The organism is Stenotrophomonas sp. GD04145 (assembly GCF_029835135.1).
In the GTDB taxonomy this organism is placed as follows: domain Bacteria; phylum Pseudomonadota; class Gammaproteobacteria; order Xanthomonadales; family Xanthomonadaceae; genus Stenotrophomonas; species Stenotrophomonas maltophilia_P.
The window spans coordinates 16,864-39,105 of the sequence record NZ_JAODZG010000004.1 but is presented as its reverse complement, the minus strand read 5'-3'; the positions used below and the strand labels follow the sequence as shown (position 1 = coordinate 39,105).

The 22,242-nt window shown below is 66.8% G+C and carries 19 protein-coding genes; 15 read left to right on the top strand and 4 right to left on the bottom strand.

Annotated features, from left to right (window positions below; translation table 11 throughout):
* The first annotated feature begins 101 nt into the window (after nucleotides 1-101).
* Complete coding sequence (locus N7367_RS03310; protein WP_279941730.1) at nucleotides 102-989, top strand: MBL fold metallo-hydrolase; 888 nt, start codon at nucleotides 102-104, stop codon at nucleotides 987-989.
* 52 nt (nucleotides 990-1,041) lie between these two features.
* Here the strand turns inward: N7367_RS03310 and upp are convergent, their stop codons facing one another.
* Nucleotides 1,042-1,674: a uracil phosphoribosyltransferase gene (gene upp, locus N7367_RS03305; protein ID WP_053517320.1), complete on the bottom strand. Its 633-nt coding sequence runs from the start codon at nucleotides 1,672-1,674 to the stop codon at nucleotides 1,042-1,044.
* Nucleotides 1,675-1,836: 162 nt separating this feature from the next.
* Here upp and N7367_RS03300 point away from each other — a divergent pair, with 162 nt between their 5' ends.
* From N7367_RS03300 to N7367_RS03275, 6 genes are all read left to right on the top strand, one after another.
* Entirely contained in the window at nucleotides 1,837-4,398 is a 2,562-nt protein-coding gene (locus N7367_RS03300; protein ID WP_279941728.1) for a TonB-dependent receptor, read from the top strand.
* A complete protein-coding gene (locus N7367_RS03295) occupies nucleotides 4,398-5,510 on the top strand; it encodes a phytase (RefSeq protein WP_279941727.1) in 1,113 nt (370 codons plus the stop codon). The genes N7367_RS03300 and N7367_RS03295 overlap by 1 nt, the downstream gene beginning before the upstream one ends.
* Nucleotides 5,507-6,871 (top strand): metallophosphoesterase family protein, encoded by a 1,365-nt coding sequence (locus N7367_RS03290; RefSeq protein WP_279941726.1) that lies wholly within the window; start codon nucleotides 5,507-5,509, stop codon nucleotides 6,869-6,871. The genes N7367_RS03295 and N7367_RS03290 overlap by 4 nt, the downstream gene beginning before the upstream one ends.
* A 10-nt stretch (nucleotides 6,872-6,881) precedes the next feature.
* Nucleotides 6,882-7,502, top strand: coding sequence for an inorganic diphosphatase (locus tag N7367_RS03285; protein ID WP_065174967.1), 621 nt, complete (start codon nucleotides 6,882-6,884; stop codon nucleotides 7,500-7,502).
* An 85-nt stretch (nucleotides 7,503-7,587) separates the two neighbouring features.
* Entirely contained in the window at nucleotides 7,588-9,003 is a 1,416-nt protein-coding gene (locus tag N7367_RS03280; protein ID WP_279941724.1) for a deoxyribodipyrimidine photo-lyase, read from the top strand.
* A 141-nt stretch (nucleotides 9,004-9,144) separates the two neighbouring features.
* The gene (locus N7367_RS03275) at nucleotides 9,145-9,840 is read left to right on the top strand and encodes an OmpA family protein (RefSeq protein ID WP_053517326.1); all 696 of its coding nucleotides are present in this window, start codon (nucleotides 9,145-9,147) and stop codon (nucleotides 9,838-9,840) included.
* A gap of 99 nt (nucleotides 9,841-9,939) precedes the next feature.
* Here N7367_RS03275 and N7367_RS03270 read toward each other — a convergent pair whose 3' ends face one another.
* A complete protein-coding gene (locus N7367_RS03270; protein WP_279941723.1) occupies nucleotides 9,940-10,665 on the bottom strand; it encodes an SDR family oxidoreductase in 726 nt (241 codons plus the stop codon).
* A gap of 122 nt (nucleotides 10,666-10,787) precedes the next feature.
* Here N7367_RS03270 and N7367_RS03265 point away from each other — a divergent pair, with 122 nt between their 5' ends.
* Entirely contained in the window at nucleotides 10,788-11,684 is an 897-nt protein-coding gene (locus N7367_RS03265) for a LysR family transcriptional regulator (protein WP_279941722.1), read from the top strand.
* 18 nt (nucleotides 11,685-11,702) lie between these two features.
* On the opposite strand, the gene N7367_RS03260 is transcribed toward N7367_RS03265, so the two are convergent.
* Complete coding sequence (locus tag N7367_RS03260; protein WP_065174970.1) at nucleotides 11,703-12,734, bottom strand: LysR family transcriptional regulator; 1,032 nt, start codon at nucleotides 12,732-12,734, stop codon at nucleotides 11,703-11,705.
* Between the two features lie 147 nt (nucleotides 12,735-12,881).
* Here N7367_RS03260 and N7367_RS03255 point away from each other — a divergent pair, with 147 nt between their 5' ends.
* The 7 genes from N7367_RS03255 to N7367_RS03225 all read left to right on the top strand — a co-directional run bounded on the left by N7367_RS03255 (nucleotide 12,882) and on the right by N7367_RS03225 (nucleotide 21,271).
* Nucleotides 12,882-13,109: a hypothetical protein gene (locus N7367_RS03255; protein WP_053517540.1), complete on the top strand. Its 228-nt coding sequence runs from the start codon at nucleotides 12,882-12,884 to the stop codon at nucleotides 13,107-13,109.
* A complete protein-coding gene (locus tag N7367_RS03250) occupies nucleotides 13,106-13,876 on the top strand; it encodes an SDR family NAD(P)-dependent oxidoreductase (RefSeq protein ID WP_074901312.1) in 771 nt (256 codons plus the stop codon). Before N7367_RS03255 ends, N7367_RS03250 begins: the two co-directional genes overlap by 4 nt.
* 89 nt (nucleotides 13,877-13,965) lie before the next feature.
* A complete protein-coding gene (locus N7367_RS03245) occupies nucleotides 13,966-15,189 on the top strand; it encodes an efflux RND transporter periplasmic adaptor subunit (protein ID WP_065181297.1) in 1,224 nt (407 codons plus the stop codon).
* Nucleotides 15,190-15,316: 127 nt separating this feature from the next.
* Nucleotides 15,317-18,487 (top strand): multidrug efflux RND transporter permease subunit, encoded by a 3,171-nt coding sequence (locus N7367_RS03240; protein ID WP_279941721.1) that lies wholly within the window; start codon nucleotides 15,317-15,319, stop codon nucleotides 18,485-18,487.
* A gap of 64 nt (nucleotides 18,488-18,551) precedes the next feature.
* Nucleotides 18,552-19,289 (top strand): SDR family oxidoreductase, encoded by a 738-nt coding sequence (locus N7367_RS03235; RefSeq protein ID WP_128990667.1) that lies wholly within the window; start codon nucleotides 18,552-18,554, stop codon nucleotides 19,287-19,289.
* Nucleotides 19,283-20,704 carry an efflux transporter outer membrane subunit gene (locus N7367_RS03230; RefSeq protein ID WP_053517459.1) on the top strand — a complete coding sequence of 474 codons (1,422 nt, stop codon included), beginning with the start codon at nucleotides 19,283-19,285 and terminating at the stop codon, nucleotides 20,702-20,704. Before N7367_RS03235 ends, N7367_RS03230 begins: the two co-directional genes overlap by 7 nt.
* 303 nt (nucleotides 20,705-21,007) lie before the next feature.
* On the top strand, nucleotides 21,008-21,271 hold the full coding sequence (locus N7367_RS03225; RefSeq protein WP_053517461.1) for a hypothetical protein: 264 nt from the start codon (nucleotides 21,008-21,010) through the stop codon (nucleotides 21,269-21,271).
* Between the two features lie 18 nt (nucleotides 21,272-21,289).
* Here N7367_RS03225 and N7367_RS03220 read toward each other — a convergent pair whose 3' ends face one another.
* The gene (locus N7367_RS03220; RefSeq protein ID WP_065181299.1) at nucleotides 21,290-22,144 is read right to left on the bottom strand and encodes an endonuclease/exonuclease/phosphatase family protein; all 855 of its coding nucleotides are present in this window, start codon (nucleotides 22,142-22,144) and stop codon (nucleotides 21,290-21,292) included.
* Nucleotides 22,145-22,242: the final 98 nt, after the last annotated feature.

Genomic DNA, 22,242 nt, shown 5'->3' with positions numbered 1-22,242 from the left:
CCATCCGGCCGACGGTGAGCCGCAGCGCCCTGCCCGCAACGGCAGGGCGCTGCAGTTTCGTTCTAGCGATTATTTAACGGCCTGCCGACGATAATCGGCGCATGAAACTCTGGTCGATTCGTGGTAACTCGCAGCGCCTCGACGGCGGTGCGATGTTCGGCAACGCACCCCGTGCGTTGTGGGAAAAATGGGCGGCACCGGATGAGCTGAACCGTATCGAGCTGGCATGCCGCGCGCTGTTGGCCAGCCCGCTGGAAGGCAAGACGGTCCTGTTTGAAACCGGCATCGGCGCGTTCTTCGATCCGCGCATGCGCGAGCGCTATGGCGTGCAGGAAAGCCAGCACGTGCTGATCGATTCGCTGCGTGAGGCGGGCTTCGAACACGAGGACATCGACGTGGTGGTCCTCAGCCACCTGCACTTCGACCACGCCGGTGGTCTGCTCGCAGCATGGAGCGAGGGGCGCGAGCCCGAACTGCTGTTTCCCAATGCCACCTATGTGGTCGGTGCACAGCACTGGCAGCGCGCACTTCAGCCGCACCCGCGCGACCGGGCCAGTTTCATCCCGGAGCTGCCCGGGCTGCTGCAGGCCAGTGGGCGCCTGGAAGTGGTCGACGGCGAGTTCTCCCGGGCGCTGGGGCGCAGCGTGCGTTTCAGCTACAGCGATGGCCATACGCCGGGGCTGATGCTGGCCGAGATCGTCGGCCATGGGCATGCAGGCGAGGTCGCGCACGGTGGCGTGGTGTTCTGCGCTGACCTGATTCCGGGGCGCTCGTGGGTGCATGTGCCGATCACCATGGGATATGACCGCAATGCGGAACTGCTGATCGACGAGAAGCGGCAGTTCCTGGAGGACAAGCTGGCGCGCAACGTGCATCTGTTCTTCACCCACGACCCGCAGGTCGCACTGGCCCAGCTGGGTCGCGACGACAAGGGGCGTTTCGTGACCCTGCACGAGCAGGGTGAACTGAAGGCGCGCGCACTGGGGTGAGTGCCGGGGTCGGAGCCCTTTCTGCGAAAGGGATCTGACCCCGCCGCACCGGTCAGCCGACGCGGGTGCCGAAGATGCGGTCGCCCGCGTCGCCGAGGCCCGGCAGGATGTAGCCCTTTTCGTTGAGCTGGGCGTCGATTGCCGCCGTGTAGATCTCCACATCCGGATGCGCTGCCTTGACCGCGTCGATGCCCTCCGGAGCGGCGACAAGGAAAATGCCCTTGATGCGTCGCGCACCGGCCCGCTTGAGCATGTCGATGGTGGCGATCAGGGTGCCGCCCGTGGCCAGCATCGGGTCCAGGATCAGCGCATCGCGCTCTTCCAGGCGCCCGGTGAGGCGCTCGAAGTACGGCACCGGCTGCAGGGTTTCCTCATCGCGCTGCAGGCCGACCACACTCACGCGGGCGGCAGGGATCAGCGACAGTACGCCGCTGAGCATGCCCAGGCCGGCGCGCAGGATCGGCACCACGGTGATCTTGGCGCCAGCGATGCGCTGCACGGTCACCGGACCGGCCCAGCCGGGCAGGGTGTGCGGCTCGGTGTCCAGGTCAGCGGTGGCCTCATAGGCCAGCAGCGTGCCCAGCTCGTTGGCCAGTTCGCGGAAATCCTTGGTGCTGAGCGCAGCGTTGCGCATCAGGCCGATCTTGTGCTGCACCAGCGGGTGGCGCACTTCGACGATCTTCATGGTCGGAAAGGGGGAAGGGAGAGGCGATCATTCTGCCGGATCGGGGTGCGGAACCCCAAACGGAGCGCAGCCAGCGGGCGCGGATCGAGGGCGTCTGTCATGGCCATGCAACCTTGCGGACATACCGTCCAGACCCATTCTTAACAGGAATGGGGATTCCCAGTGCATATCAAGACTCCGTTGGCCGTTGCCATCACGCTGACCCTGGCGATGGGGGCCAGCGCTCCGCTGCAGGCCGCCGCGCAGCAGACGGTCGCCGCCACGGGGGCAGCGGCGGTCGATGCGATCGACCTGGACCGCGTCGAGGTGCGTGCGCAGCTCGAATCGCAGATCCGCGCGGTCGATCTGAAGCGCAGCAGCGACGCGATCGAAGACGCCGTGTCTTCCGACGCCCTTGGCCAGTATCCGGACAAGAACGTGGCCGAATCGCTGCAGCGTCTACCCGGCATCAGCGTCACCCGCGACCAGGGCGAAGGCCGTTTCGTGGTCATCCGGGGCCTGGACGCCAACCTCAACAGCGTCAGCGTCGATGGAATCGCCGTGGGTACGCCGGAGGACTCCAGCCGCGCTGCACCGCTGGATGTCATTCCCTCCGACTCCACCGAGCGGCTGCGCGTGGTCAAGTCGCCAACGCCGGACATGCCCGGCGACGCGATCGGCGGTGCGGTCCTGGTCGAATCGGCCTCGGCATTCGATCGCGACGGGCGCAGCCTGCGTGCCAAGATCGAAGGCAGCCACCAGCAGCTCTCGGGCGAAACCAGCCCGAAGGCCGCCTTCAACTACAGCGAAGTGTTCGCCGATACGTTCGGCATCGCGCTGGGCGTGAACTACCAGAAGCGCAGGTTTGAATCGGACAACACCGAAGTGGAGTACGACGGCGAGGATGATGCTGCACCGGGGGATGTCACCGCGATCAACCTGCAGCACCGCAAGTACGAGATCGAGCGCAAGCGCATCGGCGCCAACCTCAACCTGGACTGGCGCCCGAATGAAGACAGCAAGTACTACCTGCGCACGTTGTACAGCCAGTTCGACGATGCCGAGACCCGCCAGCGGGTGATCTTCAATTTCGACGATGCCGACATGGTGCGCACCGGCACCGACCAGTACCGGCTGGATGACATGCCGGGCGATGCGATCGACAAGCGCATGCGTTACCGCACCAAGAAGGAGAACACCTTCGCAGCCAGCCTCGGTGGCGAGAACCGGCTGACCCGCGCGGTGGTCGATTACCGTATCGGCTACACCCGCACCGAGGAGCGGGTGAACGACGAGATGGAGGCGCGGTTCACACTGGATGGTGATGACTTCAACGGCACCCTGGACCAGCGCAGCCGGCTGCCGACCTACAGTTTCGACAACCCGCAGTGGCTGGACAACGGCAACTACGCCTTCGACCGCTTCGTGCTTTCGCCCAAGCAGGTCAACGACAAGGAGCACAGCGCGCAGGTCAACGTACGCTTCGACGGCGACAGCAGCAGCCTGAAGTTCGGCCTGCTGGGCCGCTGGCGCGACCGCGATGTCAATACCGACGAGCGTGAGCTGCGGGTGGGCCCGAAGGTGGCACTGTCGAGCTGGACCACGTCGGCCCCCGAGCATCGCCATGGCAACCTGGGCGATGGCATGGATTCGGCGGCGATGCGGGCGTACTGGGCGGCCAATGGCAGCCAGTACAGCGCCCGGCCGCAGGATGCCGGCGCCAATGCCCTGGCATCGCTGGAAGAGGACTATGTGGCCAGCGAAGACATCTTCGCCAGCTATGCGATGGGGACCTGGGATATCGGCGCGCTGCGCATCATCGGCGGCGCACGCGTGGAGAACACCCGTTTCAGGGCGGTGGGCAACCAGGTCGAGGTGGCGGCCAACGGGCGCAGCTTCACCGTCACCCCGCGCGTGGCCAACAACAGCTACACCAATGTGCTGCCGGGCCTGCATCTGCGCTACGACGCAGCCGATGACTGGGTGCTGCGCGCTTCGGCCAACAAGACCGTCTCGCGCCCGTCCTTCGGCGACGTTTCGCCCCGTGTGGGCTACAGCCGCGGCGACGAGGAAGTGCGGCTGGGCAATCCCGAGCTGGATCCGTACGAGTCGAAGAACATCGACCTGTCGGTGGAAAAGTACATCGGCAGCACCGGCATCGTTTCGCTTGGCCTGTTCCACAAGTCCATCGACGGCTATATCGTGGAAACCGTGCGTACCAACGATCCGGACTACGACGGCTTCGACGTGACGCAGCCGATCAATGGCCGCAAGGCCACGGTACGCGGCGCCGAGTTCAACTGGCAGCAGCAGCTGGCCTTCCTGCCGGCAGGCTTTGACGGTCTTCTGGTCGGGGCCAGCGGCACCTGGCTGGATACCGAATTCGATGCCGGCATCGCGGACCGTGCCGGCGAGGACTTCACGCTGCCGCGTGCCTCCAAGCACGTGTACAGCGCGCATGTCGGCTACGAGAAATATGGCCTGAGCACCCGCCTGGCTGCGGTGTACCGCAGCGAATATCTGGACAGCATCGGCAAGGGCCGTGCATTCGACATCTACGTGGCACCCAACACGCAGCTCGACTTCTCGCTGGATTATCGGTTCAGCCCGCGCGTCAGCCTGTACTTCGAGGCGCAGAACCTGCTGGACAAGCCGTTGGAGCTGTACCAGGGCACGCGCTCGCGCACGCTGCAGATGGAAGAATATGGCCGCACCTATGCGTTGGGCCTGAAGGTGGCGCTGTGATGGGGCGGCACGTTCCGGGGCTCGTGGCAGCGATCGCAACCGCGCTGGTCGTGAGCTGCACGCCAGCGGCCGACCGCGCGCCGGCAGCACATGCGGCGTCGCCGACGCCTCCGGCGCGCACGGTGGCCACCGTTGCCGAGGCGTTCGTCTCGCCACTCACCCCCGCCGACAACATCGATTCGCCTGCAACCTGGCGGGCGCCGGACGGGCAGATCTGGCTGATCGCCACCGCCAAGGCCACCGACAAACTGGTGGTGTACGACGGCAGCACCGGCCGTCACCTGCGCGACGTCGGTGCCACCGGTACCGGCCTGGGACAGTTCGATCGCCCCAATGGCATCGCCGTGACCGACGACCTGCTGTGGATCGTGGAACGCGACAATCACCGGGTCCAGGTCCTGTCCCTGCCGGACTTCACACCGCTGGCGACGTTCGCTGCCGAAGATCTGCGCAAGCCCTATGGGCTGTGGGTCGATCGCAGGGCGGACGGCTACAGCGTCTACGTCACGGACTCTTGGGACAACGGCGAGGACGCACAGGGCCGCGACATCCTGCCGCCGCTGGCGGAACTGGACAAGCGCGTGCGCCAGTACCACGTTTCCCGCGACGGCGCGAAGATCGACGCGAAGCGCATCGCCGACATCGGCGACACCAGTGAGGCCGGTGCGCTGCGCGTGGTCGAATCGATCTGGGGCGATCCGGACAACGACCGTCTGCTGATTGCCGAAGAGGATGAGAGCTACGCCAGCGAGTTCAAGGTCTATACGCTGGCAGGCCGCTTCACCGGCACCACCTTCGGCCGTGACGTGTTCAAGGCGCAGGCCGAAGGGGTGACCCTGCGGACCTGCGGCAAGGACGGCTGGTGGATCACCACCGAGCAGGGCAAGCAGCGCAGCGTGTTCCATCTTTTCGATCGGCACACGCTGAAGCCGGTCGGTGCCTTCCAGGGCAATACCGTGGCCAACACCGATGGCATCTGGCTGATGCAGCAGCCCAGCACGCGGTTCCCGCACGGTGCGCTGTACGCGGTGCATGACGATCAGGGCGTGGTCGCCTTTGACTGGGAAAGCATTGCCAGGCAGCTGGCGCTGCCGCTGGAGTGTGGCGCATGAGGCGGCACAGCACGCGCGCGTTCGTCGCCAGCCTGCTGCTGGCCCTGCCGCTGCTGGTCACCGCGGCGGTCGAACCCAACACGCAGGTGCCTGCGGGCAGCCGCCACTATGCGGCATCGCCACTGCCGGATCGTATCGTTGCCTCGCCCTCGGCCGACCCCAGCCACGGATTCGCCGTGGCCTGGCGCACGGATGGCAGCGTACAGGCGCCACTGCTGGAGATCGCGCGTGCCGGCGATTCGCCGGCCATCGAAGGCATTCGCGCGCTGCGCGCGACCACGCGGGCGCTGCAGACCGAGAACGGCCTGTCGCACCATCACCGCGTTGACATCGATGGCCTGCAGCCGGATACCGCATACATCTACCGTGTGCAGGGCAGGGCAGGCTGGAGTGCATGGAACCAGCTGCGCACGCTGGCGGCCGCCGGGCAGCCGCTGACGCTGCTGTACTTCGGCGATACCCAGAACAAGAATCTCAGTCACGTCAGCCGAGTGATCCGGGCCGCGCAGAAGGCGGCACCGGACGCTCGCCTGAGCCTGTTCGCGGGTGACCTGGTCAGCGGCGGCGACGGTGTGGACGACAGTGAATGGGGCGAATGGTTCGCTGCCACCGCCTGGCTGGCGCAGGAAACACTGGTGGCGCCTGCCATCGGCAATCACGAGTATTTCGAGGAGTTCGAGGACACTCCGCAGGAACGCCGTGTGCTGGGCCGGCACTGGCCGGTGACCTTCGCACTGCCGGGCAATGGCGCCGCTGCCGCGCAGCAGACCAGCTACTGGTTCGATGCGCAGGGCGTGCGCGTGGCGGTGCTTGATGGAACCTCGGCACTCGATCTCGGCACCGCCCAGGCCCAGGCACACTGGCTGGACAAGGTGCTGTCCGGCAATCCGCAGCCGTGGACCATCGTAATGCTGCACCAGCCCTTCTACTCGCCGCGCGAAGGCCGCGAGAACGCCGCATTGCGTGACGTGCTGCTGCCGGTGGTGCGTCGTCACCAGGTGGATCTGGTGCTGCAGGGGCACGACCACACCTATGGCCGCCGTGGCGAAGGACAGGCCGCCACACCACAGTATGTGGTGACCGTGGCGGGACCGAAGCAGTACCGTCTTTCCGATGAAGCCCGAAGGACGATGGCCCCGGTGGCCGAGGACACCCAGCTGTTCCAGGTGTTGCGGATCGATCCGCAGCGCCTGCGCTACGAGGCGCGCACGGTGACCGGGCAGCTGTACGATGCTTTCGAGCTGCACCGCGACGCCAGCGGGGGCAAGCAGCGCACGGAGCTGACCGAAGGCCGCATCACGCCACGCGACTGCCCGCGCGCGCAGACTGCCAAGGGTCGCGCCGACCGTTGCTGGGAATAAGGAGTCGCCGATGACCATGCCCCGACGCATCGTTCCTCTCGCTGCCATCGGTGCCGCCCTGCTGTTGCTGGCCGGTGCGGTGGCCGCCGCTGATGCGGTGCTGCATCCGTTCCTGGCGGCCCAGCCGCAGCAGGCACCGCAGGAGGTGAACCTGGCCGTGGAAATTCCCGCTGGCAGCTTCACCAAGTATGAGATCAAGGACGACGGGCTGGTCCACGTCGACCGCTTCCAGTCGATGCCGGTGGCCTATCCGGCCAACTATGGTTCGATGCCGCGCACGCTGGCGGGCGACAACGATCCGCTGGACGCGCTGGTGCTGACCCGTGAGCCCCTGCATCCTGGCGTGATCATCCGCTTCCGCCCGATCGGCTATCTGAAGATGATCGATGGCGGCGAACATGACGAGAAGGTCATCGGCGTGCCGACCGACAAGGTTGATCCGAGCTATGCAGGCGTCCGCGATCTGGCCGATCTGCCGGAGATCGAGCGGCAGCGCATCGAGGCGTTCTTCCGCGTGTACAAGGATCTGCCAGCCGGACGCAACCCGGTGCAGCTGCAGGGCTGGGGCAACGCGGCCGAGGCGCGTACGCTGATCCGCGAAGCCATGCAGCGTTTCGACGCCGGGAAGTAGTCCGGCTGCGGACGGCGTTGCACCCCTGCGCGGTCTTCACCTGTGCTGGCTATCATGGCCGCCTTCCACAGCAAAGGCGGTGCACGTGTCGGTAGCGTTGGTCTGGTTCCGTCGCGACCTGCGGCTGCAGGACAATCCGGCCCTGCAGGCCGCACTGGATGCGGGGCACGATGTGGTCCCTGTGTACATCCACGCGCCGCACGAAGAAGGCGAGTGGGCGCCGGGAGCGGCATCCAACGCCTGGCGTCATCGCTCGCTTGCCGCGCTGGATGCGGATCTGCGTGGCCGCGGTTCTTCCCTGGTGCTGCAGATCGGCGACAGCCTGCCGGTGCTGCAGGCACTGATCGCACGGACCGGTGCCACGGCGGTGTACTGGAACCGCAAGTACGAGCCCGCCACCCAGCCACGTGATGCCTCCATCAAGCGCACGCTGCGCGAGCAGGGCATCGATGCGCAGAGCTGCAACGGCAGTCTGCTGTTCGAGCCGTGGGATATCGCCACCCAGCAGGGGCAGCCGTACAAGGTGTTCACCCCCTACTGGCGCAACGTGCTCAGTCACTGGCGCCTGCCCGGGCTGCAGGCGGCGCCCGCGGCACTGGCAGCGCATGCCATCGAAGGCGAGTCGCTGCAGGCGCTCGGGCTGGCACCGGCGCTCGGCTGGGACGGCGGCTTCTGGGAGCACTGGCAGCCGGGAGAGGCCGGCGCGCTGGAGGCGCTTTCGGTGTTCGAGGACGGCGCGCTGCGAGGCTATCGCGCGCAGCGCGACCTGCCTGACCGGGTCGGCACCTCGCGGCTGTCACCGCACCTGCACTTCGGCGAGATCGCGCCCTGGCGCATCGCCCATGCGCTGGAAGGGCTGCGCAGCGCCGGTACCGACGCCGACATCGACGGCTACCTGCGGCAACTGGGCTGGCGTGACTTCGCCTACCACCTGCTGCATCACTTTCCGGAGACCCCCACCGGCAACCTCAACCCGCGCTTCGACCGCTTTCCGTGGGCCACGCCCAGCGCCGGCCAGCTGCATGACTGGCAGCGCGGCAACACCGGCGTACCGATCGTGGATGCCGGCCTGCGCGAGCTGTGGCATACCGGCTACATGCACAACCGGGTGCGGATGATCGTCGCCAGCTACCTGTGCAAGCACCTGCGCGCGCACTGGCTGCATGGCGCACGCTGGTTCTGGGACACACTGGTCGATGCCGACCTGGCCAACAACACGATGGGCTGGCAGTGGGTGGCCGGTACCGGTGCGGATGCAGCGCCTTACTTCCGCGTGTTCAATCCGGTCACCCAGGCCGAAAAGTTCGATCCTCAGGCGCGCTACATCACCCGCTGGGTACCGGAACTGGCGGCGCTGCCGGTGAAGGCGCGCTTCGCGCCGTGGCAGCATCCGCAGTGGCTGGCCGAGCACGCGCCGGAGTATCCGCGCAGCCCCCTGGTGGATCTGGCCGCCGGCCGGGATGCAGCGCTCGCCGCCTACCGCCAGTCGGGAGCGGGGTAAAGCGCCGCCGCGGGGTTCCAGACAGCTAGCTGAACAAGGGCCTGTCGAGCGGCGTGTTCATCATCCCGGCATCGCGTCCTGCTGTTTATCCTCTGGGCGGCCCGCAAGCCGCCGGCCCGACCGGAAACCAAGGAGACCATCATGATCCGCAACACCACCCGCAATGTCGCACTGGCCCTGATGAGCGCGGCCGTCCTGTCGGCCTGCGCCACCGGCGGTTCCTACGTGCAGAGCGATCAGTACGGCAACCCGACCGAGCAGCAGAACCGGACCGGTCGCAACGCGCTGATCGGTACCGCCATTGGCGTGGCCGCCGGCCTGCTCAGCGGTGACAGTGCGACCGAGCGCCGCCAGCACGCGCTGATCGGTGCAGGCATCGGCGCGCTCAGTGGCGCGGCCGTGGGCCAGTACCAGGACCGCCAGGAACGCGCGCTGCGCGAGCGCACCGCCAACACCGGCATCGATGTGCAGCGCCAGGGCGACAACATCATGCTGAACCTGCCCGACGGCATCACCTTCGATTTCGGCAAGTCGGCACTGAAGCCGCAGTTCTACGGCGCGCTCAACGGCGTGGCCGGCACCCTGCGTGATTACAACCAGACCATGATCGAAGTGGTCGGCCATACCGACAGCATCGGCAGCGATGCGGTCAACAACCGCCTGTCCAAGGAGCGCGCCGATTCGGTCGCCCAGTACCTGATCGGGCAGGGCGTGCAGAGCGTGCGTATCGAAACGCTGGGCGCCGGCAAGGCGTACCCGATTGCCGACAACAGCACCGATGCCGGCCGTGCCAAGAACCGCCGTGTTGAAATCCGCGTGATTCCGCTGCAGCAGTAACGCGCAGGTCCGGCACGGCCGGAACGGAAATGCCGCCCTTGCAGGCGGCATTTTCGTTGGCGGCGCCGCGCGGCGCCTGCCGCAGGAACGGTGGCCGGGTCATGCCGCGGCCGTCGGCCTCACCACGATCTCGTTCACGTCCACGTCGTCGGGCTGCTCGATGGCGAACCGCACCGCGCGTCCGATCGCATCCGGCTGCAGGGCGATGGCGCGATAGCCGACCATCATTTCGGCGGCGACCGGGTCGGTGATGCTGTCCGCAAGCTCGCTTTCCACCACGCCGGGGTGGATGCAGGTGACCCGCAGCTCGCGGTGTTCCTGGCGCAGGCCCTCCGAGATGGCGCGTACCGCGTGCTTGGTGGCGCAGTAGACCGCAGCGGTCGGTACGACCGACAGCGCGCCGATGGACGCGATGTTGATGATCTGTCCGCGGCCGCGTGCGCACATATGGGGCAACACGGCTGCGATCCCGTGCAGTACACCGCGGATGTTGACGTCGATCATCCGGTCCCATTCGTCCACCTTCAGCGATGCCATCGGCGACAGTGGCATCACACCGGCATTGTTGACGATCACATCAAGGGCGCCGAATTCCTCCAGGGCTGACGCGGCGAACGCCTCGACCTGCGCGCGCTGGGTCACGTCCAGCGCATGCACGCGTACGTCGGCGCCGTGCTGGCGCAGTTCATCCGCCAGTGCCTGCAACCGTTCGAGGCGGCGCGCGCCCAGCACCAGTCGCGCGCCCGGCTGCGCCAGCGAGCGGGCGATGCCGGCGCCGATGCCGCTGGAGGCACCGGTGATCAGGATGGTTCGGGAATGGCTCATGGCAGGTCTCCGGAAGCGCTAGGGGGAAATGCCGGGTCGTGCCCGGTGCAGTCACGGTAGACGGCCTGCCTCGTCGCGATAAGATGGCGACTGCTGACTACCTTGTATAGATCCGCTAACCAATGTCCGTCGATCTCAATGCGCTCGCGGTGTTCCAGCGGGTAGCCGACTGCAGCAGCTTCACCGCGGCGGCCCAGCAACTGGGCGTGACCCGGTCGGCCGTCAGCCAGACCATCGCCCGGTTGGAACAGTCGCTCGGTGTCGCTCTGGTGCTGCGCACCACCCGCAGCGTCAACCTCACCGATGCCGGCCAGGCGCTGCTTGCGGCGGTCAGACCCGCCCTGGCTGAGCTGGGCAGCGCCGTGGAGTCCACGCTACGTCGCGGCAGCACCCTCAAGGGCCAGCTGCGCTTGGCCGTGTCCTCCATTGCCGAGCATTTCCTGGCCGGTCCCCTGCTGGCCAGCTTCGCCGCCCGGCACCCGGAGCTGCAGCTGGACATCACGGTGACCGATGAGGAGTTCGACATCGTCGAGGCGGGTTTCGACGCGGGCGTGCGTCTGGGCGAGGTGATCGCCCAGGACATGGTGGCGATTCCGGTGTCCGGCCGGCAGCGGCAGGTGGTGGTGTGCACTCCGCGGTATGGGCAGCAGCACGGCATGCCCAGGCACCCGCGCGAGCTGCCCGGGCACCGTTGCATCGGCTGGCGCGCCGCACCACGCAAGGCGCCCTATCGCTGGGAATTCGAAGAGCGCGGACGCGAGTTCAGCGTCGATGTGCAGCCGGAGATCACCAGCAATGACATGGCCACGATGACCCGCCTGGCATTGGCGGGCGCCGGGCTGGCCTTCGGCATGGAGGACACATGGCGCCCGTGGCTGCAGCGTGGGGAACTGGTCAGCGTGCTGGAGCCGTACTGCCCGTGGTTCGCAGGGTTCTTCCTGTATTACCCCAGCCGGCGCCAGGCCGAGCCGAAGCTGCGGGCACTGATCGAGCATCTGCTGGAACCGCGCACCGCATGACGCCGGGCAGGCCCCGCTTCACGCCGCCGGCGCGGCCACCTTCTCCAGGATCCGCTTGCCGCTGATCTCAAGCGCGGCATCTTCCTGCTCCTGCTGCTGCCGCGCCAGCTTCGCGCCAGGGCACTGCGCCAGCATGTAATTGGCGTCGAAGTTGAGCTTCTCCACCAGGAAGTCGACGAATGCGCGCACCTTCGGCGAGACCAGGCGGCCGCCGGCAAAGACCGCGTTGAAATCCACCTCCGGACCTGTCCACCCGGCAAGCACGCGACGGACCATGCCTGACTCGACGAACGGCTTGGCCATCACATCGCCGGTCAGCAGCAGGCCTTCACCGCACACCAGCGCGCCGTTGAGCGCGGACATGTCGTTGGCCGTCATCAGCGGCGTCACCGGGAAGTCACGCAGTTCCCCTCCGTTCTCGCCCAGCTGCCAGGTAAAGCGCGGTGAATTGCCAGTGTGGTAGGGCTTGCGCATGGCCAGGATGCGATGGAACTGAAGCTCTTCCGGGTGCAGTGGTTCGCCGTAGCGCTCGATGTAGGCTGGGCTGGCGAACACCTGCGTGCGCAGGCTGCCGAGCTTGCGTGCGACCAGGTTGGAATCGGGCAGGGCGCCGACGCGCAGGGCCAGATCGGCTTCACCGGCGATCAGGTCGAGCTTCTCGTTGCCCATGTGCATGTCCAGGCGGATTTCCGGGTACTGCGCATGGAACTGCCCCAGCAACGGCGCGATCCAGGTGATACCGATGGAGTAGGGCACAGTGAAACGCAGCCAGCCGCGTGGGCCGGACTGCAACTGGCTGACCGCGCTCTCGGCTTCTTCCAGCTCGCGCGCGATGCGCTGGCAGTGCTCGTGGTAGATCGAGCCCGCCTCGGTCAGGCCAAGACGGCGCGTGGTCCGGTGCAGCAGGCGCGCGCCCAGCCGCGTCTCCAGCTCCTGCACCTTGCGGCTGACAGTGGTCTTGGGCAGGCCGAGCGCTTTGGCAGCTGCGATGAAGCTGCCCTGCTCGACCACTTTGACGAAGATCAGCGTTTCATTGAGATCGTGGGACATGGTCGGGAGTCCTGGACGTCGGGGGTGGGACAATCGTGACAGATCGATTGGACCGGGAACGGGATGATTATTCCCCTTAATCAGGACTAATCAAGTAAAGGTTTGAGGTCTATCGTGGCGCCATTCGTGAAATGGAGTCCCCCCGCCATGAGCCTGCGCAACATTCTTGCCCGTTTCCGGCATGCCGGCCAGAACGCCCTGGATCTGGCGATGACCGTTGAGATCCGCCCGAGTTCCTTGGTGCACAAGGATTTCCGTGAGTTTACCGCGCCCATGCGGCAGCAGCGTGGCGGTGCCATCCGCTTGGCGCCGCAGAAGAGCGATCGACTGCGCCGAATCGGGACTATCCCGGATTTGGGAGGAAATGTCCCGTGAATGGGATTCTGATGCCCGAAGTCCTGGTCCTCGGCGGAACCGGTGCGGTCGGCCAGGGCGTGGTCGGTGCGCTGCTGGAAGCCGGCAGCCCGGTGCTGGTGGTCGGCCGCGATCCAGGACGGCTGGCGTCGCTGGAAGCGCAGTTCGCCGATGAGCCCGGCCTGCAGACCATGCTGGGTTCACTGGCAGACGACGGTTCGGCGCAGGTCCTGGCCGAGCGCGTCGCGCAGCGCCCGCGGCCGCTGGCGGCGGTGATCGCGGCCATGGGCGGTCCTTACAACCGTGGCCGGGTGATGGACCGCAAGGGCGACGAACTGCTCGGCGCACTGCAGGCCGACCTGATGCCCCATGTGCATGCGGTACGCCACCTGCTGCCGCTGCTGCGCGACAACGTGCATGCGCGGCGCTACGTGATGATCGGCAGCCCTGCCGGTCTCAAGCCCTGGGCCGGCTACGGCGAGACCTCGATCACCACCGCCGCCCTGCGCATGTACGCGCAGGTGGTGCACCAGGAAGCACAGGCGGTCGGTGTCCGTGCGCAGATGCTGGAGGTGTGCAGCCCGGTGTGTACACCGGCCAACGCCGCCAACGCCTGCATCGAGTGGCCGAGCTCGCTGCTGGTCGGCCGGCGCGTGGTGTCGCTGCTTGATGGCTGCCGCGACAACCGCGCCATCGTTCGCTGCGACAGCAGCGATGCGGAACTGCCGCGGGGCCTGCTGCGACTGGAAGTTCCACCACCGTGGCGCGACACCGTGGGTGTCGCTTGACCTTGACCTTGGTTGAGGTTGCAGCATACGCCGCACTTTTTGATAGCCATTTTCATTAGCTGTACCACCCCTCCGTACGGATGCATGCCATGACTTCCCCCAAAACCACCCCACATCGTTTCGGCCATCGCATTGCGATGGTCGGCGTGTCGATCCTCGCCGCGGCGGTGCTCGCTGCCTGCAGTGGCGGCCATGCCGAAGAAGCCGGTGCACCGCCCCCGCCGCAGGTCAGCGCAGCGCCGGTGCTGGTCAAGCAGATCAGCCAATGGGACGAGTTCAGCGGCCGCATCGAGGCGGTGCAGAGCGTTGAACTGCGTCCGCGCGTGTCCGGCTACATCGACAAGGTCAACTACGTCGAAGGCCAGGAAGTGAAGAAGGGCGATGTGCTCTTCACCATCGACGCGCGCAGCTACCAGGCCGAGTACGATCGCGCCGCCGCAGAACTGGCCCGCGCCCGCACCCAGGCAACCCTGGCCCGCAGTGAATCGGAGCGGGCCAAGCGCCTGGCCGAGCAGCAGGCGATCTCCACCGAGACCGCCGAGCAGCGTCGCGCTGCGGCAGACCAGTCCGGCGCAGCCGTGCAGGCCGCGCAGGCGGCACTGGATGCTGCCCGGCTCAACCTGGAGTTCACCAAGGTGCGTGCGCCGATCGACGGCCGTGCCGGCCGCGCGATGGTCACCGCGGGCAACCTGGTCACCGCCGGCGACAGCGCCAGCGTGCTGACCACGCTGGTCTCGCTGGACACCGTGTTCGTCTACTTCGATGCTGACGAAAGCACTTTCCTGCGTTACGCGCAGATGGCACGCAAGGGCGAGCGCCCGAGCGAGCGCGACAGCGACCTGCCGGTGAAGGTTGGCCTGTCGGGTGAAGAAGGCTACCCGCACGCGGGCAAGGTCGACTTCCTCGACAACCAGGTTGCACGCAGCACCGGCACCATCCGCGTGCGTGCGCTGCTGGACAATGCCGACCGGCAGTTCACCCCGGGGCTGTTCGCCCGTGTGCAGCTGCTGGGCAGTGGCCAGTTCCAGGCGATGCTGATCGACGACAAGGCTGTGCTGACCGACCAGGACCGCAAGTACGTGTACGTGGTCGACAAGGATGGCAAGGCCCAGCGCCGCGACATCCGCCTTGGCCGCACGGCGGAAGGCCTGCGCATCGTCGAGCAGGGCCTGTCCGCAGGCGACAAGGTCATCATCGATGGCGTGCAGAAGGTCTTCATGCCGGGCATGCCGGTGCAGGCCAAGGCGGTGGCGATGCAGCCGGCTGCGGCCGCCGCACCAGGCCGTGATGCCACTGCTGCGCTGAACCGCTGATCCGCCGTCTCCTGATCCGAGTTTCCGCTTAGCTGCCGGCGCCAGCGGCGGCCTTCCCTGCCTTCGTCATATCGGCGAGGGGCAGGGTGGCTGTTGCCCGCCGGCGGCATTTCCCAGGAATTCCTCCATGGACTTTTCCCGTTTCTTCATCGACAGGCCGATCTTCGCGGCGGTACTGTCGATCGTGATCTTCGCCGCAGGCCTGATCACGATTCCGATCCTGCCGATCAGCGAGTACCCGGAAGTGGTGCCGCCGTCGGTGGTCGTGCGCACGGTCTATCCGGGCGCCAATCCCAAGGTCATCGCCGAAACCGTCGCCACGCCGCTTGAAGAGGCGATCAACGGCGTCGAGGGCATGATGTACCTCAAGTCGGTCGCCGGTTCCGACGGCGTGCTGCAGATGACCGTCACCTTCCGCCCGGGCACTGATCCGGACGCGGCGGCGGTGAAGGTGCAGAACCGTGTGGCGCAGGCGCAGGCACGCCTGCCCGAGGACGTACGCCGGCAGGGCGTGACCACGCAGAAGCAGTCGCCCACCTTCCTGATGGTCGTGCATCTGACGTCGCCCAATGGCAAGTACGACACCCTGTACCTGCGCAACTACGCCCGCCTGCACGTCAAGGACGCGCTGGCACGCATTCCCGGCGTGGGCGACGCGCAGATCTTCGGTGGTGGTGACTACGCCATGCGCGCATGGCTGGACCCGGACAAGGTTGCTTCGCGCGGCCTGACGGCCAGTGACGTGGTGCGTGCCATGCGTGAGCAGAACGTGCAGGTCTCTGCGGGTCAGCTCGGCGCCGAGCCGCTGCCGAACAGCCAGTTCCTGACCCTGATCAATGCCCAGGGCCGCCTGCGCAGCGAGCAGGAGTTCGGCGACATCGTGCTCAAGAGCGGTGTCGACGGCGAGATCGTGCGCCTGTCCGATGTTGCCCGCCTGGAACTGGGCGCTGGCGACTACACCCTGCGCTCGCAGCTCGACGGCAAGAATGCGGTGGGTATCGGCATCTTCCAGTCGCCCGGTGCGAATGCACTGGAGATTCGCGACAAGGTCATCGCCACGATGGACGAGATGCAGAAGACCATGCCCGCCGACGTGAAGTACGAAGCGGTGTACGACACCACCATCTTCGTGCGTGATTCGATCAAGGCGGTGGTCTCGACCCTGCTTGAAGCGATCGCCCTGGTGGTGCTGGTGGTGATCCTGTTCCTGCAGACCTGGCGCGCGTCGATCATTCCGCTGATCGCGGTTCCGGTGTCGGTGGTCGGTACCTTCGCAGCGCTGTACGTACTGGGCTTCTCGATCAACACGCTGAGCCTGTTCGGCCTGGTGCTGGCGATCGGCATCGTGGTCGACGACGCGATCGTGGTGGTGGAGAACGTTGAACGCAACATCGAAGAAGGTCTGTCGCCGACCGCAGCCGCCCACCAGGCCATGCGTGAGGTGTCCGGCCCGATCATTGCGATCGCACTGGTGCTGTGCGCGGTGTTCGTGCCGATGGCGTTCCTGTCGGGCGTCACCGGTCAGTTCTACAAGCAGTTCGCTGTCACCATCGCCATTTCCACGGTGATCTCGGCGATCAACTCGCTGACCCTGTCGCCGGCCCTGGCCGCCCGCCTGCTGAAGGCCCATGGCGCTCCGAAGGATGGCCCGAGCCGTCTGATCGATCGCCTGTTCGGCTGGGTGTTCCGCCCGTTCAACCGCTTCTTCAAGTCCAGCTCGGAGAAGTACGAGCGCGGCGTGGCGCGCATCCTCGGCCGTCGCGGCGCCGTGTTCGTGGTCTACGCGATCCTGCTGGTCGGCACCGGTGTGATCTTCAAGCTGGTGCCGCCGGGCTTCATCCCGACCCAGGACAAGCTGTACCTGATCGCGGGCGTGAAGCTGCCGGAAGGTTCGTCGATCGCACGTACCGATGAAATGCTGCGCAAGGTCGCCAAGATCGCCCAGGAAACCGACGGCGTGGCGCATACCATTTCGTTCCCGGGCCTGAACGCGCTGCAGTTCACCAACACCCCGAACACCGGTGTGGCGTTCATTCCGCTCAAGCCGTTCAACGAGCGTCATGGCCGGACGGCGGCGGAGATCAACGCCGAGATCAACCAGAAGATCGCAGGCCTGCAGGAGGGCTTCGCGTTCGCGATGATGCCGCCGCCGATCCTGGGCCTGGGCAACGGCAATGGCTACCAGATGTTCATCGAGGACCGCGGCAATCTGGGCTACGGCGCGCTGCAGAATGCCGTGCAGGCGATGCAGGGGACCGTTGCACAGACCCCGGGCATGGCCTTCCCGATCAGCAGCTATCAGGCCAACGTGCCGCAGCTGGATGCGGAAGTGGACCGTGTGAAAGCGAAGGCGCAGGGCGTGCAGCTGACAGAGCTGTTCGACACGCTGCAGACCTACCTGGGTTCGGCGTACGTCAACGACTTCAACCAGTTCGGCCGCACCTGGCAGGTGATCGCCCAGGCGGACGGCCCGTTCCGTGAGAGCGTCGAGGACATCGCCAAGCTGCGCACCCGCAACGACCGCGGCGAGATGGTGCCGATCGGTTCGATGGTGACCATCAAGCAGACGTTCGGCCCGGACCCGGTGCTGCGTTTCAACGGCTACCCGGCAGCGGACCTGGCCGGCGAAGCCGACCCGCGCCTGCTGTCCTCGGCGGAAGCGATGAACAAGCTGACCGAGATCGCCGGGCAGGTGCTGCCGGTCGGCATGGCCACCGAATGGACCGACCTGAGCTACCAGCAGGCCACCCAGGGCAAGGCCGCGTTCATCGTGTTCCCGGTGGCGATCATGCTGGCCTTCCTCGTGCTGGCCGCGCTGTACGAGAGCTGGTCGCTGCCGCTGGCGGTGATCCTGATCGTGCCGATGACCCTGCTGTCGGCTCTGTTCGGCGTATGGCTGACCGGCGGCGACAACAACGTGTTCGTGCAGGTGGGCCTGGTGGTGCTGATGGGCCTGGCATGCAAGAACGCGATCCTGATCGTCGAGTTCGCCCGTGAGCTGGAGATGGGCGGCAAGGGCATCGTCGAGGCCGCGCTGGAAGCCTGCCGCCTGCGCCTGCGCCCGATCGTGATGACCTCCATCGCGTTCATCGCCGGCACCGTGCCGCTGGTGCTTTCGCATGGTGCGGGTGCCGAGGTGCGCTCGGTGACCGGTATCACGGTGTTCGCTGGCATGCTGGGCGTCACCCTGTTCGGCCTGTTCCTGACCCCGGTGTTCTACGTCGCCCTGCGCAAGTTCGTCACCCGCAACGGCGGTGGCCAGCTGGTGCAGCACGGCGAGCCCACCATTCATCACTGATACGGAACCCCGTCGCCGCCGGTCGATGATCGGCGGCGGCTTCTCCCTCCAAAGGCATGAATCCATGAACACCCATCAGAACAAGATCGCGCTGGTTACCGGCGCTACCCGTGGCATCGGTGCCGAGACCGTGCGTCAGCTGGCGAAGGAAGGCGTGCACACGTTGCTGGCCGGCCGCAAGCGTGAGACGGCGGTGGAGCAGGCACTGAAGCTGCAGGCGGAAGGCCTGCCGGTGGAAGCGCTGCAGCTGGACGTTACCGACGCTGCGAGCATCGCCGACGCGGTCGAGCAGGTGCGCCAGCGTCACGGCCGGCTGGACATCCTGGTCAACAACGCCGGCATCATGATCGAGAACCCGGCACAGGCACCGTCGGAGCAGTCGCTGGATACGTGGCGTCGCACCTTCGACACCAATGTATATGCACTGGTGGCGGTGACCCAGGCGTTCCTGCCGCTGCTGAAGCAGGCCAAGGCCGGGCGCATCGTCAACGTGTCCAGCATCCTCGGCTCGCAGACCCTGCACGCCGACCCGGGTTCGGGCATCTATGACTTCAAGATTCCGGCCTACAACGCCTCCAAGGCGGCGGTGAACAGCTGGACGCTGGCCCTGGCATACGAGCTCCGCAGCTCGCCGATCAAGGTGAACACCGTGCACCCGGGCTACGTCAAGACCGACATGAATGGTGGCCACGGCGAGATCGAGATCGCCGAAGGTGCGCGTTCCAGCGTGCAGATGGCGCTGATCGGCCATGAAGGCCCGAGCGGCAGCTTCACCTATCTGGGCGAGGTGCTGCCATGGTGATCCGCACCCTGGCGGTGGCCGTTTCCAGCCTCGTGCTGGCCGGCTGTGTCACCGTCGGTCCCAATTACAAGGCACCCCAGCAGGAGCCTGTCGTCCTGCAGGGCGCGGAGCAGCCGGTGTTCAGCACCACGTCGCCGGTTGCCAGCTGGTGGGCGCAGTTCGATGACCCGGTGCTGGAAGAGCTGGTGCATGGCGCACTGTCGAGCAATCTCGACCTGCGCGTGGCCGTGGCGCGTGTCAGCCAGGCGCGGGCGGTGTTCGTCGAAAGCCGCTTCGACCAGGCACCGCACGTGACCGCAGGCGGCAGTTACGACCGCCGCAAGCAACCCGATCCGCAGCTGGGTGGGCAGCGGGTGTTCAGTGAAAGCTACCAGCTCGGGTTCGATGCGGGCTGGGAGCTGGATCTGTTCGGCCGCAAGCGCCGTGCTGCCGAAGCGGCACGCGCCGATCTGGGGGCCGAGCAGGCCAACCTGGCCGATGCGCAGGTACTGGTTGCCGCCGAAGTGGCACGCAACTACTTCGAGCTGCGCGGCACGCAGAAGCGGATCGCCGTGGCCCAGCACACACTGGTCAATCTGCGTGATACGCAGAAGCTGACCGAGGCGCGCTGGGAACTGGGGGCCGGCAGCGAGCTGGATGTGCAGAGCAGCCGTGCCCGGCTGAAGGCGATCGAGGCCGATATTCCCCTGCTGGAAGTGGCCGAGACGCAGTCCCGCAATCGCCTGGCGGTGCTGCTGGGCCAGCGCCCGGAAGTACTGGCCGACATGCTCGCGCCGCATGAGGTGCCGGCGTTCGCCAAGCCGCTGCCGCTGGGCGATACCCGCGAGCTGCTGCGCCAGCGTGCCGACGTGCGTGCGGCCGAGCGGCGGCTGGCAGCCGCCACGGCACGGGTGGGGGTGGCAACGGCCGATCTGTTCCCGCGGTTGTCGCTTTCCGGTTTCGTCGGCTTCCTCGGCGGCGACGCCAATGGCCTGGTCAACGGCAACAACAAGGCCTGGTCGCTGACGCCGTCGTTGAGCTGGGCGGCCTTCGATTTCGGAACCGTGCGCGCACGTCTGCGTGCCAGCAAGGCCGAGGCCGAGGGCGTTGCCGCGCAGTACGAGCAGACGGTGCTGCTGGCACTGGAAGACACCGAGAACGCGCTGACACGCTACTCCAAGCAGCAGGCACGGCTGGCGATCGTGGTGGAGCAGGCGCAGGCCGCACGACGAGCCGAGTCGCTGGCGCAGATCCGCTATCGCGAGGGCTCGGAAGACTTCCTGACCCTGCTCGACGCACAGCGCACCCAGCTGGCCGCCGATGATGCACTGGCGGCCGCCGAGGCGGAGGTCAACGTCAGCGTAGTCGGCGTATACAAGGCGCTGGGTGGTTGGGGCCAGTCCCCGCAGGCGCCGAGCGTGGCACAGGTGAATTGACCGGACGGGGACGGAGGCAGTGGCCTCCGTCCTCGTTTCCGGTCAGGGCCACCGATGGGCGGGCGCCTGCCGCCCAGCGTGGCGGCGCAGAAGCGAGTGCCTTCGTCGGCGGCTGCGTCCTGGCTGTCGATGATGAATCCGGCCGGACGGCGCGGGTGTGCCCTGCCGTCCTCCACACTTTGCGAACTCAGGCAGGGCAGCGCGGCGTGAGCCGTGGACACCGTCACATTCATGACGCTTCTGACTCTCCCGGAAGCGCCTTCTGCCGTGTAACAAGTGGGGCGGGCCATCAGAGGACAGGCGATGACGGACGGCAAGCGGGATACCCAACGAATGTTGTTCGGCGATCCGGGACCACCCGGTGCAGGACTGTCCGTCGCGGTGGTCGTTCTGCTGGTGCTGGCGATGCTGGCCGCGGCCATCGGCTTCGTACGGCTGCCGGACTCCATGCTGGGCCTGGGCCTGATCGGCGTGGCCGTGCTGCTGGCCATCGGCGCTCGCATCTGCCAGGCGCGCGATCAGCACCAGGCGCTGTATCGCCTGTTGGCGCGGCAGCCGCCGCGGTGAACGCGGCGGCAACCCGACTCAGGGCCGGGGCCAGTCCAGCTCGACCACCAGCGGGAAGTGATCCGAGGGCAGCACGCCGTCGATGCGACGGTCATCGGTCAGGAAGCTGCGCGCACGGAAGCCTCTCACCAATACCCAGTCCAGCTGCGTGGTGGCCTTGCCGGTGAAATCATGGAAGGTCAGGCGCGGCCCCTGGGGAGACGCCACCTGGGTGCGTGCGTCCTGCAGAACGCGGGTGAGCGTCGCGTAGGTTCCGCCCCCGGGTTCACTGTTGAAGTCGCCCGTCAGCACCACCGGCAGATCCGGCGGCAGCGTCGCCACCCGCCTGCCGATCAGCTCGGCTCCCTTGACCCGGCGCGGTTCGTCTTCGTCGCGATAGGGCAGGTGGGTGTCCATGAAGTAGAAGCGGCGGCCATCGTCAAGGCGACGGAACAGGGCCCAGGTCACCATGCGCGGGTACAGGTTGCCCCAGGTGATGCTGCCGGCGACCTCCGGTGTATCGGACAGCCAGAAGTTGCCTGATTCCTCCACGGCCAGCACCCGCGTGTCGTAGAACACGCCCATGTGCTCATCGCCGCTGCCACCGCGCCGTCCTTCACCGAACCACGCGTAGCCGGGCAGGTGGCCGGCGAGATAGTCGGCCTGTTCCTGTACCAGCTCCTGGGTGCCGATGACGGCCGGGCGGGCATCCAGGATGACCTTGACCATCGCATCGCGGCGATCCGGCCAGCGCTTGCCTGGCGCGGTGTCGGCCGGGGTGCGGACATTGAAGGACATCACCTTCAGCGGCGCAGGGGCCGCCGCCCAGGCGATGGCGGGAAGAGCGAAGGCCAGCAGCGCACACAGCGCAGGGCGACGGAAACGCGACAGCATCGTGGAATCCCTCCATTCCATGTAAACGATTCCATGAAGGATGGCACGGATTGGCAGGGGAGGGTATGCCGGGATGGGTCATTGGCCTGGCGGCTGCA